We start from the raw sequence: 13365 nt of genomic DNA, 5'->3' as shown, positions 1-13365 counted from the left end.
TCTCATGCCAAAGAAAAATTCAGCAATAAGAAAATTGTCTGTTGCTCCAATGATTGATGTGACAGATAAACACTTTCGCTATCTGGCGCGCTTACTCACTAAACATACGCTGCTCTATACAGAAATGATCACCACCCATGCCATCTTGCATGGCAAGACCGATCACTTACTGGCATTCCATAATGTTGAACACCCTGTTGCCCTACAACTCGGCGGCGCTGATCCTGCACAACTGCGCGACAGCAGCGTCATTGCTGCGCAATACCAATACGATGAATTAAATCTGAATTGCGGCTGCCCCAGTGACCGCGTGCAAAGTGGCGCATTTGGCGCTTGTTTAATGAGCACACCGATATTAGTGCGCGACTGTCTGCGCGCTATGGCAGATGACGGCAGCGTACCCGTTACGCTCAAATGCAGAACCGGCATTGATCAACAAGATAGCTTTGACGATTTTTTATACTTTATTGATACAGCAACCGACAGTCCTTGCAACACCGTCATTGTACACGCGCGCAACGCTTGGCTTCATGGTTTAAGTCCCAAAGAAAACCGTGAAATCCCACCGCTGAAATACGATTGGGTGTATCGCTTAAAAGAACTGCGACCCGAATTAACGATTGCAATTAACGGCGGCATTGCCACGCTAGCAGAAGCAAAAAATCATTTGCAGTATGTTGATAGCGCAATGATGGGGCGTGCGGCGTGGCACAACACTTATTTTTTAGCCGAAGCCGATGCTGTGTTATTCGATGATCAACATGAAATTGCCAATCGCATTCGTATCACACAACAGTACGCTGCTTACTGTGCAGAACAACACGCGCAAGGTGTGTCACTCAGCATGCTCACACGGCATTTATTAGGTTTGTGGCACAATGTTGCTGGCTCACGGCAGTTTCGCCGTCACATCAGCGAGAACGCGCATAAAAAAGGCGCAACCGTTGCCGTCATTCACGATGCACTCCATCTACTAGACAAACACCATTCACGCGCGACGGAATAACCAACACTGGTGAATTTTTTTGCTGCGCTGAAAATCCACATCCAGCGTTTGCGCGGTAATATTTTCTGGCCTCCAGCCGTGATCAATGAATATCGCCTCCTCCAACTTGAAGCGCTGGTGGTTGGTAACAAAAATCAACTCGCCATTCTCCGACAGCAAATCCAAAGCGTAACCAATCAATTGCACTTGATCGCGCTGCACATCCAAGGTGTTGTGCATGCGCTTGGAATTGGAAAAGGTGGGTGGATCCAGATAAATAAAATCGAACTGCTCATCCGCTTCTTCCAACCACTGCAAACAATCTGCTGTTAATAACTGGTGCTTGCGAGTGTTGATGTCATTGCTAGCAAAGTGATGGCGCGCCCAATCGGTGTAAGTGGCCGACATATCGATTGACAAGGAACTGCGCGCACCGCCTTTTGCCGCATACACCGTGGCACTGGCCGTGTAAGAAAACAAATTCAAAAAATCTTTGCCTTTGGCTTTTTCAGCCACTAATTGCCGCACAGGGCGCGTGTCCAGAAACAAGCCCGTGTCGAGATAGCTTTGCATGTTGATTTGGAAAATATGCCCATTCTCCTGTACGGGGAAACGCGTGTCCGCCACCACTTCCTGTTTGCTGTACTGCTTTTTCTCTCCGCGCTGGCGCTCACGGTTTTTGCCATACACACGCGACAAGGGAATTTTTAACGCCGCCGAAACCGCCAGCCGCGTTTCTTCTCGCCTGCGCGCCGCCGCAGACTCGTCCACGGTTTTAGGTGGCGCGTACTCTTGCAAATGCACATGCAATTCACCTGTTTCTGCATGTGTATAAACATCTATCGCAAAAGCATATTCCGGCATATCCGCATCGTACAAGCGATAACAAGTCACACCCGATTGTTTTAACCAAGGTCGCAGTTTTTGTGCATTTTTTTGCAGGCGATTGCACAGCATACGCGCAGCATCTGAAAGCTGCTCTACCTCACTCACCGCTTCTTGGGCGCTGTGTTGCGCGGAGGCATCAAACGCCTTGAAACGGTTTCTGTCGCTCAATTCAAACAAATACAGACGACACGCAAGCGCGCCATTATCAAAACGGTAAGAGCGATGGCTGCGCAAACCTATTGCCTGCGCCAATGACTTTTCACTGGTGAGTACTGCCGCTTGCCAGCCGTGCAGCGCGCTCATTTTTTCACCGAGCATGGCGTACAACGCTGGCAATTCTGCCGCATCACCCAAACGCTCACCGTAAGGTGGATTGCAAATCAGCAAACCTGTTTTGGCGCGCGGTGGCATGCTATCTGCCAAATGCTCTGCGTCTACGCTAATACATTCCGATAAACCTGCGCGTTCAATATTTTCACGCGCCTTTTTTACTACCTGCACCAACATATCGCTGCCGGTAATTTTTGGCATGCTAATCGCGCCCACATTAAGCAGACGACTTTTGGCATCAGCCTGTATTTTTTTCCACAAAACTTCATCGTGCCACGGACAGTGTTGAACGCCCCACTGCTCGCGATACACACCCGGCGCAATATTGGCCGCCATTAGAGCCGCCTCAATCAACAAAGTACCGCTGCCACACATAGGGTCAAACAGCGCACCGCCCGCTTGCGCTATCGCTGGCCAACCCGCGCGCAGCAACATGCCGGCAGCCACCGTTTCTTTCAGCGGCGCCTCACCTGCCTGCTGACGGTAACCGCGTTTATGCAAACTGCCATTGCCTAAATCTACCGCTACTTGCACGCGGTCCGTTTGTTTTTCATTGGAAAGTAAAACGGTGTTGAAACGAATATCGGGCGCATCTTTCACCACACTGGGGCGCGCATCGCCAACGCGCACGCTATCTACCAACGCGTCTTTTACGCGCATGGCGCCGAACATGCTGTTGCGAATAGTTTCGGATTCACCAATAAAATCTATGCAAAATGTATTGTGCGGTTTGAGCAATGTTGCCCAATCGTATTCGCGTAGCGCCTGATACATTTCATCGCCATCATTCGCTGGTACGGTGCACACCGGCCACAACACGCGATTAGCAATGCGCGTGCCAAGCAGTACGCGATAAATCACTTCTGGGCTGGCAGAAAAACTGACGATGCGATCACCTGCCACCACATCTTGTGCAAACAGCGCTTCTAATTCCTGTGCTAGCAGTGGCTCCTGCGCACGCGCGCAAGTAGCGATAAAGTGCAGTGGTTTCATGGTGAGTTTTGTCATTTATTTGGCGACCCTAAATTTTTCATTCTGCCCAGTTGCTTAGCGTTCTTGCTGGTAATGACCTTTTTTCCGGTTCTTGCTTCAATATCCTTGCGTGCATTACCAGCCACCGAGCCGCCCTGACGCGCTACCGTTTTACTTTCATCAAGATTCTCTGGCAATTTCTGTTTTGAAATTTCTGATGTTGTTGCTTCTGCCAACATATTGAGAACCAATTCAAGATTGGTCATGTTATCGCGCAAACTTTCTTTTTTTAGGCTTTTGAATTGTTTGTATTCTTTTGTTGTCATTCCACTCCATGCGCGGATAATTTCATCTGTGAGCATGGCAAACTCTTGTCCTTTTTTTACGCCGCGTTTTTCCCATTCATCCGTTAACTCCTTGCGCACTTCAATGCTTTGCAGGCGCTGGTTGATCCACTCACGGGAATAGCCCTTGGCGAGATAAGTTTCCAGCGCTCGGTCTATGGTCAGCTCTGGATCTTCATTTTCTTCCAAGCGCTCATAACCTACCTGCGCCAACCAGAGCTTGAACGGTTCAGCCCGCGGGGAAGGAATGGACTGGATCAGTCGCAACAGGACTTCGGTGTCAGCCACATCAGTGAGGCGTGATTTTCCGTCTGGGGCTAGCATTTTCAACTGTCCGATTTTATCGGACACTTCACTACCTTCTTTTTTCAGCTTGTTTTTCAGGTCACTCCAGTATTTGCGCGGGCGCTCGTTGCCAGTAAGCGCCTGAATAATATCAATCACGCTGAAATACCATTGCTCTTTATCGGCATCCCAATGGCTACGGATTTCCTGACTTTGAAATAACTTGATGTTGCTCATGATCCAGTTCCTCCTTGAACTATGGATATGTCGCGCCTCATGACGCCCTTCATTATCTACCTACCACGGCTGTTGCACACTCACGCACCAACTCAGGTCCACGATAAATCAAGCCGGAATACAACTGCACTAGCGCTGCACCGGCTGATAGTTTTTCTTTCGCCTGCGCGCCATTTTCAATGCCGCCGACGCCAATCAAAGGAATTTTTCCGTCCAGTATTTGCGATAACTGACGCAAAACAGCGGTAGATTTTTGATACACCGGCGCGCCACTCAAGCCACCCGCTTCCTCTGCCAAAGCCGTGCCGCGCAGTGCCGATTTTTCTATCGTGGTGTTGGTAGCGATCACGCCGTCTATCTGCATTTGCAAAAAAGTCTGCGCGATGTCATCAATATCTGCATCGGCAAGATCGGGAGCAATTTTTACCAACAGCGGTTTGTATTTGCCAAATTCAGTGCTCAGTTGTTGCTGACGATTTTTCAAACCTTCCAACAAACGCTTTAACGGTTCACCAAATTGCAAATCACGCAACCCTGGTGTGTTGGGTGAAGACAAATTCACAGTGATGTAATCGCAGTCTGCATAAACAGTATTGAGACAAGCCAGATAATCATCGAGTGCACTTTCTACCGGCGTGGTCGCATTTTTTCCGATATTCACACCGAGCACACCTCGGTAAGTGCGGCGTTGAATATTTTTCAGCAAATACTCCACGCCTTGATTATTAAAACCCATACGGTTGACGATGCCGCGCTGTGCCACGGCACGAAACAAACGCGGCTGAGGATTGCCCACCTGCGGACGCGGCGTGACGGTGCCCACTTCTACAAAACCAAAACCGAGAGCGCCCAGTGCGTCGATGTAATCAGCATTTTTATCCAAGCCGGCCGCCAAACCCACGCAGTTGGGAAAGGTGATGCCAAACACTTGCGCGGGATCCGCCACCGGCTGCCCAGCATAAAGACCCAGTACACCGCAAGCTTGAGCAATGCGCAAACTTTCCAGCGTGAGGTGGTGCGCTTTTTCCGCATCTAACGCAAACAACAATGGGCGCAGCAAGGAATAAAGCATGGGCATTCCAAAAAGGAGATTAAAATAACAGATTATTCGTCTTTTAGACGCTCAACCCACAACAAGGTCGCGCCACAAACAGCGGCTGGCATCATGAATAAATTGAGCAGTGGCACCATATTGCCCAACATCACGAGCGCACCGAAACTAAAACAGGACCAGCGCTGCGTACCTGCCGCTTCTCGCACCTGTGAAAAACTGTAGGCGTGATTGTCCATCGGGTAATCACAGTATTCCAAGGCTGTCGCCCAAGCAGAAAAAATAAACCAGCACAACGGCGCGATGATATTCAGGCCTGGAATGAGTGAAAGAATCAGCAAGGCAATTAACCATTTCACCTGAAAGCCGAGCTTGTGTAATTCCTTCATAAAAATGCGCGGCAGTTGCTTGCAAGCACCCCACACCGTTTCCTTGCTGTTGGGTGAAACGCCTGTAAACAGCGCTTCCGCTTTTTCTGCCAGCAAACCGTTAAACGGCGCCGCCAATAAGTTGGCAATCGTGCTGAAAGTGTACATCGCGACAATCAACACCAACATCACCGCCAGCGGCCACATAATCCAGCTCAGCCAATCCAACCATTCTGGCAGTGCATTGATAGCACTGCTGATCAAATCGCCGATTAAATTCAGGCTCCACCAAAACAAGCCACCAAAAATCAGCGTATTGATCAGCAGTGGAATAACGGCATACGCGCGCAACTCAGGATGCAGAAATACGCGAAAACCTTCGCGCAAATACTCCAAACTGCTGGCTTTGGATTGCGTAGTCACGCTTAACGCCCTTCACGCCGCGTCATAAACGCCAAACGCTCTAGCATGTGCACATCCTGCTCATTTTTTAGCAGCGCGCCGTACAGCGGGGGAATGGCTTTGGTGGCATCGCGGTTTTTCAGAATTTCTTCGGGGATATTGTCAGCCATCAGCAACTTCAGCCAATCTATCAATTCTGAGGTCGAAGGTTTTTTCTTCAAACCAGGGATTTTGCGCACATCAAAAAACACATCCAGCGCTTCTTTTACCAAATCGTGCTGAATAGTCGGAAAATGCACATCGACAATTTTCGTCATCGTTTCCCGATCAGGAAAGTTGATGAAGTGAAAGAAACAGCGACGCAAAAAAGCATCCGGCAGTTCTTTCTCGTTATTGCTGGTGATGACGACAATAGGACGCTGCTTGGCTTTGATGGTCTCGCCCGTTTCATAGACAAAAAATTCCATTTTGTCGATTTCCACCAGCAAGTCATTGGGAAATTCAATATCGGCTTTGTCAATCTCGTCGATCAGCAATACCACTTGTTCATCGGCATCAAAGGCTTCCCACAATTTGCCGCGCTTGATGTAGTGGCGAATGTCATGCACGCGATCATCGCCAAGTTGCGAATCGCGCAGGCGTGAAACGGCATCGTATTCATACAAGCCCTGCTGCGCCTTGGTGGTGGATTTGATGTGCCACTGAATCAAACGCTTGCCCAATGCGCCTGCCACCTCTTCTGCCAACAGCGTTTTGCCCGTGCCGGGCTCGCCTTTGATGAGCAGCGGACGCTGCAAAGTGACCGCCGCGTTGACCGCCATTTGCAAGTCACTGGTGGCCACATAGCGTTCTGTACCTTCAAACTTCATGATCTAAATCCTTAATTTACGATAGGTGGAATGCTAGCATGACGACCCATCACAGGGCATTCGGTAAATCCAAATCATGAGCCTCCCACCCATGATAAACCCGCAGTTTTCCGGCAAATCCGGCGAGTATGTCTTTGATTACGACGCACTGATGGCCTTTGCTGAAAGCCACGGCGCAGGCTATCGCGCCGCGCAGCCTTTCCCGCATATTGTGGTGGATGATTTCGTCAGCGATGCCATCTCGCAGCAGTTGCAAGCCGGTTTTCCACCCGCAGACCCTGCACTGCAAGAGCGCGACAACACCTCGTTTGTGGATGAAGACACGCAGCGCATTCCCGCACAAAAAACAAAGTGGGCATACGCAATGAACGCCTGTTTGATCCTTTCGTGCGCCATCTGCTGTGGGAAATGCAATCGCAGGCTTTTATTCTGTTTTTAGAAAAACTCACCGGCATTCAAAACCTGCTGCCGGATCCGCGCCTGCTCGGTGGCGGCACACACCAAACCCTGCAAGGCGGTTTGCTGCGCGTGCATGCGGATTTCAACATCCACCGCATTTATCAGCTCGATCGCCGCCTCAATTTATTGCTGTATTTGAACGACGATTGGCAGGAGGAATACGGCGGCCATCTGGAGCTGTGGGATCGTCAGCTCACTGCCTGCCAAAAACGCATCCTGCCTATTGCCAAACGCTTGGCCATTTTCAGCACCGGCAGCGACACTTGGCACGGCCACCCGCACGCACTCACCTGCCCGCCCGATCGCGCGCGCCGCTCGCTGGCGCTGTACTACTACACCAACGGCCGCCCCGCCGCCGAAACCCATCCGCGCCACAAAACCCTGTGGCCGCTGCTTCCCGGCGAAACGATACCCGACGGCGGCCTGCCCACTACGGATTGATTGATGTCTACCCATTCCACCGCTCACGCGGATGCGCTGCTCGCCGTGCAGGCGATTGATGTTAGCTACGGTGCGATTCAAGCCCTGCGCCAAGTTTCCCTGCACGTTATGCCGGGGGAGCTAGTGTCTCTCATCGGCGCCAACGGCGCGGGCAAAAGCACTCTGCTGAAAAGCATTGCCAGCCTGCTCAAACCCACGCGCGGGCAAATTCTGTTCAGCGGCGAAAATATCGAAGGCGCACCGGCGCACAGCTTGGCCAGCAAGGGCTTGGCGCTGGTGCCGGAAGGTCGCGGCATCTTCCCTGAAATGACCGTGCTGGAAAACCTGCAAATGGGCGCGTACAGCCGCAGTGATAAACACGCCATCCAGCACGACATCGAGCACGCCTACTCGCTGTTCCCGCGTTTGGCGGAGCGACGCACGCAAGCGGCCGGCACACTGTCGGGCGGCGAGCAGCAATGGTAGCAATCGCCCGTGCGCTGATGAGCAAACCGCGCTTGCTGTTGCTCGACGAACCGGGCATGGGGCTGGCGCCGATCCTCGTGCAAAAGATTTTTGAAGTGATTAAAACCATCAACCGCGAAGGCGTGAGCGTGCTGCTGGTGGAACAGAATGCCCAGCTTGCGCTGACACTCGCGCAGCGCGGCTATGTGATGGAACACGGCGAGATCACTCTGCACGATGCCGCCAGCGCGCTGCTGAATAATCCTGCTGTAAAAGCGGCGTATTTGGGTGGGTGAGTAATTGGTGTGCGCCACTATGGAAATCATGGAGGGTCTCTTATCATGAACGCCTGTGAATTTCCAAAAAATGACCAGATATAGCGAGAGGCCATTCATGCAAACCATGCAGCAAATTGTTCACAATATTGCGGATCACCTGCCAGAAAAGGCCACATGGGATGATGTGATGTATACCGTTTATGTGCGCCAGAAGATCGAAGAAGGATTAAAAGATATTGAGGAAGGACGCACGGTTTCGCACGAAGATGCCAAAAAAGAACTGTTGGGTGGCAACTGGAAACCATGAAGTTACGCTGGTCCAGACGCGCACTGAAAGATGTTGCACAGTTGCGCGATTACATCGCATTGGATTCACCCGTTTATGCGCAACAATTTATTGGACAATTAACAACTCGACTGGAGAACTTGTCTACATTCCCTCGCAGTGGACGCCTTGCTCCTGAAGCCGAGCACAACGACATTCGTGAAGTTGTTTATCGGGGATACCGCGCTATTTACCAACTCATTGAAGCACGACAGGAAATTGTCATTGTTACCGTAGTCCACGGCAGCCGTGATTTAACCGACCCAGATAATCAACAGTGGGAAGCGCGTTAAAGTAATTGGGCTCAGAGTAATATTCACGGCATCAAAGAAAAAAACTCCAAATCAAGCTGCTGGCGAGTGTGTTCGCAACCAGTCTTTTAACGCGGTATCAATCTTCGACTGCCAGCCATCACCCGTTGCACGAAATGTTGTCAACACATCGGGCGAAAGCCGAATCGTAATACGCTCTTTGGTAACAGCCGCTTTCGGACGGCCGCGTAATTTGGTTTGCAGTGTTGCCGGAAGTTGTTTGAATGGAATAGCGTTGTCGATATCCGCCTGCGTCCACTCTGGGTTTTCATTATCAGGAGTTGATGGAGATATTTTTTTCATACAACAGCACCTCGCGCTTGTTGGCTTTGCGGAAGCTGATGACACGAATGCCATCGGTAGTTTCGGTGAAGATCAAACAGTGCACGCGACCTTTCAGCTTGCCGAGCGCCTTGTAGCGTATTTCCTTGTAGTCTCGGCGAGTATCAATGGTGATGAGCGCCGTCTCAAAACTGAACTCAGCAACTCGATCAAAGCTCAGGCCACGCTGCTGAATATTGAGGGCATTCTTGGCTGAGTCATAAGTGATCTTCATTACTTCGCTGCTTTATTGTATGCACAATAAATAAAGAGTCAACATTTTTGAGCATGAGTAACCTCCTTCATCAAGAGCGACGAATTCAAGGCTCAAATGCTGTAAAAGCGGCGTATTTGGGGGTGGTTGAGCTACTGACTAGTCTGCGCTTGCAACAGCGTGGATTCCGTTTGCGGCCCTTGCAGTGTGCGCAGCACTTTTCCTTCTGGGCTCACGACAATCGTGCCAGGCAAGCCGGTAGGGACTGAATGCGGGAACACGGCTTGCGCGCTGTCATTGGTCACCACAGCAAACTCAATGCGCATACGGCTCATCTGCTGTAGCGCGGCAACGGATTCGGGATTGTCAAAGTTAACCCCTAGTACCAAGGCATTTTTGCGCTCTGCAGCAAACTTGTTCAGCTCAGGAATTTCTTCCGCACAGGGCTTGCACCACTCCGCCCAATAGTTGATGTAAACCCACTTGCCTTTCCAATCTTCGGGCTGGACAACATTGCCTTCAATCGTCGTTAGCACAGCAGGTGGCGGCTCTTTACTGCAAGCTGTTAATAGCAGCGCCACCACAGCCATCAGAGCAAAGCGTGACATTCGTTTATCCATTAACATGGTCATTCCCCCTCTAAAGCAGTCCCGTTGTAAGTGTATTTTTGTGAACTGCATCACTAACTTACCAAGTTGAAACGACTATGACAACCATCTACCACAACCCACGCTGCTCCAAATCACGCCAGACACTCGCCCTATTGGAAGAAAGAAATATTGCCTGCGATGTGGTGCTGTATCTCGAAACACCGCCGGATGAAAAAACGCTGAAAGGTCTGCTCAAAAAATTGGGTATCTCCGCCCGAGAGTTGCTGCGCAAAGGGGAAGATGAATACAAAACTCTGAAACTGGATAACCCCGCCCTGAAAGACGATGCTTTGATCGCCGCCATGTGTCAGCACCCCAAGTTGATTGAGCGCCCCATTGTGGTACACGGCAAACAGGCGGCTCTCGGTCGCCCACCGGAAAACGTGCTGGAGATTTTATGAGCGCATCGCATAAACCCTACATCTTGGTTTTGTACTACAGCCGCTACGGCGCCACCGCTGCCATGGCACAACAAATTGCGCGCGGCATTGAACAAGTCAGCGGCATGGAAGCGCGTATTCGCACCGTGCCCGCTGTCTCTGCCGATTGCGAAGCCACGGCACCCGCCGTGCCTGCCGAGGGCGCGGTGTATTGCACGCTGGATGATTTGCGCGATTGCAGCGGGCTGGCCATGGGCAGCCCCACGCGCTTTGGCAATATGGCGGCAGCGTTGAAATATTTTCTCGACGGCACATCCAGTATGTGGGCTTCCGGTGCATCGGTTGGCAAACCGGCGGCCGTGTTTACCTCCACCTCCTCCATGCACGGCGGCCAAGAAACCACACTACTCAGCATGATGTTGCCGTTGTTGCACCACGGCATGTTAATCACCGGCATCCCTTACACCGAAGAAGCGCTGCATCACACCAAAACCGGCGGCACACCTTACGGCGCGTCGCATCTCGCCTGCAAAGGCAATGAAAACTTGAGCGAACATGAAATTATTTTGTGCCAAGCTTTGGGCAAGCGCTTGGCCAGCATTGCACTGGCATTGAGCAAAACTTGATGATAAACACAGTGAAATCATATCGGGCTTGGCAGATCACGCTCACGCTTTATGCCGCACTACTCATCGCCTTAGTCATTGATCATGCTTTGGTACGCGCGCAGCTTTTTCTACCTGTGTTGCTGATACAAACAGTTCCGCTATTGCTAATTTTGCCCGGCTTGCTCAAACAAAATGCGCGCAGCGGTATTTGGTTGTGTTTTATGATTTTGTTTCACTTTCTCTTGGCTATCGACCATGCCTTTGAAAAAGCACACACTGTTTTCTATACCGGTATGGCTGTTCTGGTACTTGCGCTTTTCACCACGGCACTGCTGTTTGTACGCTGGAAAACTCGCTCATGAAAAAAATATTATCTGCCGTTTTTATTTGGCCTTGGCGCGCACTCACTTGGTTGCGCGGCACATTGGCCAACCTTTTGCTACTTATGCTCGTGGTTTTAGTCACTTCTGGGCTGTTGCACGGCGGCAGCAAAGTGGTGCTGGAAGAAAACACCCTGCTATATGTTCAGCCCGGCAGAATGATTGTCGAGCAACGCAGCTATGACGATTCTTTCAGCTCCCTCATGCAACCCACCGATGAAGAAATTGCAGAAGAAAGTGTGTTGCATGAAATGACTTCCGCCATTCGCTGGGCGCAACACGACAAACACATCAAAGGCATCGTGATTCAAGCTGATGATCTGGAAGGTGCAGACTTGAGCAAGCTCAACGCATTAACGCAGGCAATTCTCGCGTTTAAAGACAGCAAAAAACCGGTGATTGCGCTGGGCGATAATTTCAGTCAAGGTCAATACTACCTCGCCAGCGTGGCTGACAAAATCTATCTCAACCCCATGGGCAGCGTGCAACTGCACGGCTTCGGCGCGTATCAAAATTATCTGAAAGATTTGCTCGATACCTTAGCCATCAATGTACATGTTTTTCGCGTAGGACAATTCAAATCTTTTGTCGAACCTTTTGTGCGCAACGACATGTCACCCGAAGCGCGTGAAAACTTAGCGCAGTGGATGGATGAGCAGTGGAGTTTTTATCGCAGCCATATCGAGCAACGGCGCAAACTGCCTGCAGGCGGCGTAGACAACTTTATTAACCAGCAAGACACTCTACTTGCACAAAACCAAAACAACGCTGCCAAACTGGCACAGCAATACGGTTTGGTGGATGCACTGGCCACGCGCCAAGAAGCAGAAAAAGTGGTCAACACCTTGGCGGGCAGCGACGAACCCAACACCATCGACACCACGGCCTATTTCCAACTGAGCATGGAGCGCAAAGAGCCCAGTCGCCTGCTCGAAAAAGCGCGCCATATTGCGGTGATTCAAGCCAGTGGCGACATCGTGGAAGGCTATCAACCCGCTGGTACGGTCGGCGCAGAAACACTGGTGTCGCTGATTCGCGACGCGCGTGAAGACGACAACACCGCCGCCATTGTGTTGCGCATAGACAGTCCTGGCGGCAGCGCCTTTGCCGCCGAGTTAATCCGCAACGAACTGACCGCCGCGCAAGCAGCAGGCAAACCGGTGGTCGCTTCCATGGGCGGCGTGGCAGCCTCGGGCGGTTATTGGATTGCTGCCAGCGCCAATGAAATTTGGGCATCCGCCACCACCATTACTGGCTCCATCGGTGTTTTCGGCATCGTACCTACGCTAGAAAATACGCTGAGCCGCTGGGGTGTACACAGTGACGGTTACAGCACTCACGCACTGGCAGATATTGCCGCACAACAAATCGACCGACCTATCAGCCCCATGGCGGCGCGCGTGTTGCAACAGGGTGTTGAATTTACCTACAACAATTTTTTACAGGTGGTTGCCGCAGGCAGAAAGCGCACGCCAGAAGCCATCAACAACATTGCGCAGGGCCGTGTGTGGACAGGCAGGCGCGCTCATCAATTGGGTTTGATCGATCACATCGGTGAATTGGATGATGCGATTGCCGCTGCTGCGCGCTTAGCCAAACTCACACAATACGAATCCAATTTTCTAGAACCGGAACTCAGCCCGTGGGAGTCTTTCAAGCGAGAATTGTTTAGCGTTTCGCTGTTACCCAAACCGTTGGTGCAATGGTCGCAAGTTTTAACGCATTTACCTGCGCTACAAAATTTGAATACTTTGCAACGATTTAATGATCCCAACCATCTTTATGTGCGCTGTTGGGAGTGCAAAGCGCTCGTGCGTTAAGCC

17 protein-coding genes and 1 pseudogene are annotated in these 13365 nt (G+C 51.1%); 10 read left to right on the top strand and 8 right to left on the bottom strand.

Going from position 1 to position 13365, the window contains the following annotated elements:
• The first annotated feature begins 4 nt into the window (after positions 1-4).
• Complete coding sequence (dusA, locus tag IPK30_10950; protein ID MBK8103760.1) at positions 5-1006, top strand: tRNA dihydrouridine(20/20a) synthase DusA; 1002 nt, start codon at positions 5-7, stop codon at positions 1004-1006.
• On the opposite strand, the gene rlmKL is transcribed toward dusA, so the two are convergent.
• Genes rlmKL through IPK30_10925 form a run of 5 tightly spaced genes read right to left on the bottom strand, consistent with a single transcriptional unit; the run spans position 989 to position 6731 of the window.
• On the bottom strand, positions 989-3196 hold the full coding sequence (gene rlmKL, locus IPK30_10945) for a bifunctional 23S rRNA (guanine(2069)-N(7))-methyltransferase RlmK/23S rRNA (guanine(2445)-N(2))-methyltransferase RlmL (protein MBK8103759.1): 2208 nt from the start codon (positions 3194-3196) through the stop codon (positions 989-991). The genes dusA and rlmKL overlap by 18 nt on opposite strands.
• 11 nt (positions 3197-3207) lie before the next feature.
• Positions 3208-4041, bottom strand: a complete 834-nt coding sequence (locus tag IPK30_10940; protein ID MBK8103758.1) for a Bro-N domain-containing protein — start codon at positions 4039-4041, stop codon at positions 3208-3210.
• Between the two features lie 52 nt (positions 4042-4093).
• Positions 4094-5113 (bottom strand): quinone-dependent dihydroorotate dehydrogenase, encoded by a 1020-nt coding sequence (locus tag IPK30_10935; GenBank protein ID MBK8103757.1) that lies wholly within the window; start codon positions 5111-5113, stop codon positions 4094-4096.
• Positions 5114-5145: 32 nt separating this feature from the next.
• Positions 5146-5883, bottom strand: a complete 738-nt coding sequence (cysZ, locus tag IPK30_10930) for a sulfate transporter CysZ (protein ID MBK8103756.1) — start codon at positions 5881-5883, stop codon at positions 5146-5148.
• 2 nt (positions 5884-5885) lie between these two features.
• Positions 5886-6731: a MoxR family ATPase gene (locus IPK30_10925; protein MBK8103755.1), complete on the bottom strand. Its 846-nt coding sequence runs from the start codon at positions 6729-6731 to the stop codon at positions 5886-5888.
• 76 nt (positions 6732-6807) lie between these two features.
• On the opposite strand from IPK30_10925, the gene IPK30_10920 reads away from it, so the two are divergent.
• From IPK30_10920 to IPK30_10900, 5 genes and pseudogenes are all read left to right on the top strand, one after another.
• Positions 6808-7170, top strand: coding sequence for a hypothetical protein (locus IPK30_10920; GenBank protein MBK8103754.1), 363 nt, complete (start codon positions 6808-6810; stop codon positions 7168-7170).
• Positions 7140-7631 (top strand): 2OG-Fe(II) oxygenase, encoded by a 492-nt coding sequence (locus tag IPK30_10915; GenBank protein MBK8103753.1) that lies wholly within the window; start codon positions 7140-7142, stop codon positions 7629-7631. Before IPK30_10920 ends, IPK30_10915 begins: the two co-directional genes overlap by 31 nt.
• Positions 7632-7634: 3 nt before the next feature.
• A pseudogene (locus IPK30_10910) lies at positions 7635-8371 on the top strand (ABC transporter ATP-binding protein).
• Positions 8372-8468: 97 nt separating this feature from the next.
• Positions 8469-8660, top strand: coding sequence for a hypothetical protein (locus tag IPK30_10905; GenBank protein MBK8103752.1), 192 nt, complete (start codon positions 8469-8471; stop codon positions 8658-8660).
• The gene (locus tag IPK30_10900; GenBank protein MBK8103751.1) at positions 8657-8971 is read left to right on the top strand and encodes a type II toxin-antitoxin system RelE/ParE family toxin; all 315 of its coding nucleotides are present in this window, start codon (positions 8657-8659) and stop codon (positions 8969-8971) included. The genes IPK30_10905 and IPK30_10900 overlap by 4 nt, the downstream gene beginning before the upstream one ends.
• Positions 8972-9022: 51 nt before the next feature.
• On the opposite strand, the gene IPK30_10895 is transcribed toward IPK30_10900, so the two are convergent.
• From IPK30_10895 to IPK30_10885, 3 genes are all read right to left on the bottom strand, one after another.
• Positions 9023-9292, bottom strand: coding sequence for a BrnA antitoxin family protein (locus tag IPK30_10895; GenBank protein ID MBK8103750.1), 270 nt, complete (start codon positions 9290-9292; stop codon positions 9023-9025).
• Positions 9264-9545 (bottom strand): BrnT family toxin, encoded by a 282-nt coding sequence (locus IPK30_10890; protein MBK8103749.1) that lies wholly within the window; start codon positions 9543-9545, stop codon positions 9264-9266. The genes IPK30_10895 and IPK30_10890 overlap by 29 nt, the downstream gene beginning before the upstream one ends.
• A gap of 131 nt (positions 9546-9676) precedes the next feature.
• Positions 9677-10132: a TlpA family protein disulfide reductase gene (locus tag IPK30_10885; protein MBK8103748.1), complete on the bottom strand. Its 456-nt coding sequence runs from the start codon at positions 10130-10132 to the stop codon at positions 9677-9679.
• A gap of 98 nt (positions 10133-10230) precedes the next feature.
• Here IPK30_10885 and arsC point away from each other — a divergent pair, with 98 nt between their 5' ends.
• Genes arsC through sppA form a run of 4 tightly spaced genes read left to right on the top strand, consistent with a single transcriptional unit; the run spans position 10231 to position 13362 of the window.
• Complete coding sequence (gene arsC / locus IPK30_10880; protein MBK8103747.1) at positions 10231-10575, top strand: arsenate reductase (glutaredoxin); 345 nt, start codon at positions 10231-10233, stop codon at positions 10573-10575.
• Entirely contained in the window at positions 10572-11180 is a 609-nt protein-coding gene (gene wrbA, locus IPK30_10875; protein MBK8103746.1) for an NAD(P)H:quinone oxidoreductase, read from the top strand. Before arsC ends, wrbA begins: the two co-directional genes overlap by 4 nt.
• Positions 11180-11524: a DUF2069 domain-containing protein gene (locus tag IPK30_10870; GenBank protein ID MBK8103745.1), complete on the top strand. Its 345-nt coding sequence runs from the start codon at positions 11180-11182 to the stop codon at positions 11522-11524. The genes wrbA and IPK30_10870 overlap by 1 nt, the downstream gene beginning before the upstream one ends.
• Entirely contained in the window at positions 11521-13362 is a 1842-nt protein-coding gene (gene sppA, locus IPK30_10865) for a signal peptide peptidase SppA (GenBank protein MBK8103744.1), read from the top strand. The genes IPK30_10870 and sppA overlap by 4 nt, the downstream gene beginning before the upstream one ends.
• Positions 13363-13365 lie beyond the last annotated feature (3 nt).

The sequence above is a fragment of the Cellvibrionales bacterium genome (assembly GCA_016713115.1).
Taxonomy (GTDB): domain Bacteria; phylum Pseudomonadota; class Gammaproteobacteria; order Pseudomonadales; family UBA7239; genus UBA7239.
This window is presented reverse-complemented; position numbering and strand designations above follow the sequence as displayed.

Coding starts and splice junctions, on each gene's coding strand:
- IPK30_10940 (MBK8103758.1), bottom strand. CDS start 4,041: ATGAGCAACATCAAGTTATTTCAAAGTCAGGAAATCCGTAGCCATTGG.
- IPK30_10900 (MBK8103751.1), top strand. CDS start 8,657: ATGAAGTTACGCTGGTCCAGACGCGCACTGAAAGATGTTGCACAGTTG.
- IPK30_10890 (MBK8103749.1), bottom strand. CDS start 9,545: ATGAAGATCACTTATGACTCAGCCAAGAATGCCCTCAATATTCAGCAG.
- IPK30_10935 (MBK8103757.1), bottom strand. CDS start 5,113: ATGCTTTATTCCTTGCTGCGCCCATTGTTGTTTGCGTTAGATGCGGAA.
- IPK30_10870 (MBK8103745.1), top strand. CDS start 11,180: ATGATAAACACAGTGAAATCATATCGGGCTTGGCAGATCACGCTCACG.
- wrbA (MBK8103746.1), top strand. CDS start 10,572: ATGAGCGCATCGCATAAACCCTACATCTTGGTTTTGTACTACAGCCGC.
- IPK30_10905 (MBK8103752.1), top strand. CDS start 8,469: ATGCAAACCATGCAGCAAATTGTTCACAATATTGCGGATCACCTGCCA.
- arsC (MBK8103747.1), top strand. CDS start 10,231: ATGACAACCATCTACCACAACCCACGCTGCTCCAAATCACGCCAGACA.
- IPK30_10895 (MBK8103750.1), bottom strand. CDS start 9,292: ATGAAAAAAATATCTCCATCAACTCCTGATAATGAAAACCCAGAGTGG.
- IPK30_10915 (MBK8103753.1), top strand. CDS start 7,140: ATGCAATCGCAGGCTTTTATTCTGTTTTTAGAAAAACTCACCGGCATT.
- rlmKL (MBK8103759.1), bottom strand. CDS start 3,196: ATGAAACCACTGCACTTTATCGCTACTTGCGCGCGTGCGCAGGAGCCA.
- dusA (MBK8103760.1), top strand. CDS start 5: ATGCCAAAGAAAAATTCAGCAATAAGAAAATTGTCTGTTGCTCCAATG.
- sppA (MBK8103744.1), top strand. CDS start 11,521: ATGAAAAAAATATTATCTGCCGTTTTTATTTGGCCTTGGCGCGCACTC.
- IPK30_10920 (MBK8103754.1), top strand. CDS start 6,808: ATGAGCCTCCCACCCATGATAAACCCGCAGTTTTCCGGCAAATCCGGC.
- IPK30_10925 (MBK8103755.1), bottom strand. CDS start 6,731: ATGAAGTTTGAAGGTACAGAACGCTATGTGGCCACCAGTGACTTGCAA.
- IPK30_10885 (MBK8103748.1), bottom strand. CDS start 10,132: ATGTCACGCTTTGCTCTGATGGCTGTGGTGGCGCTGCTATTAACAGCT.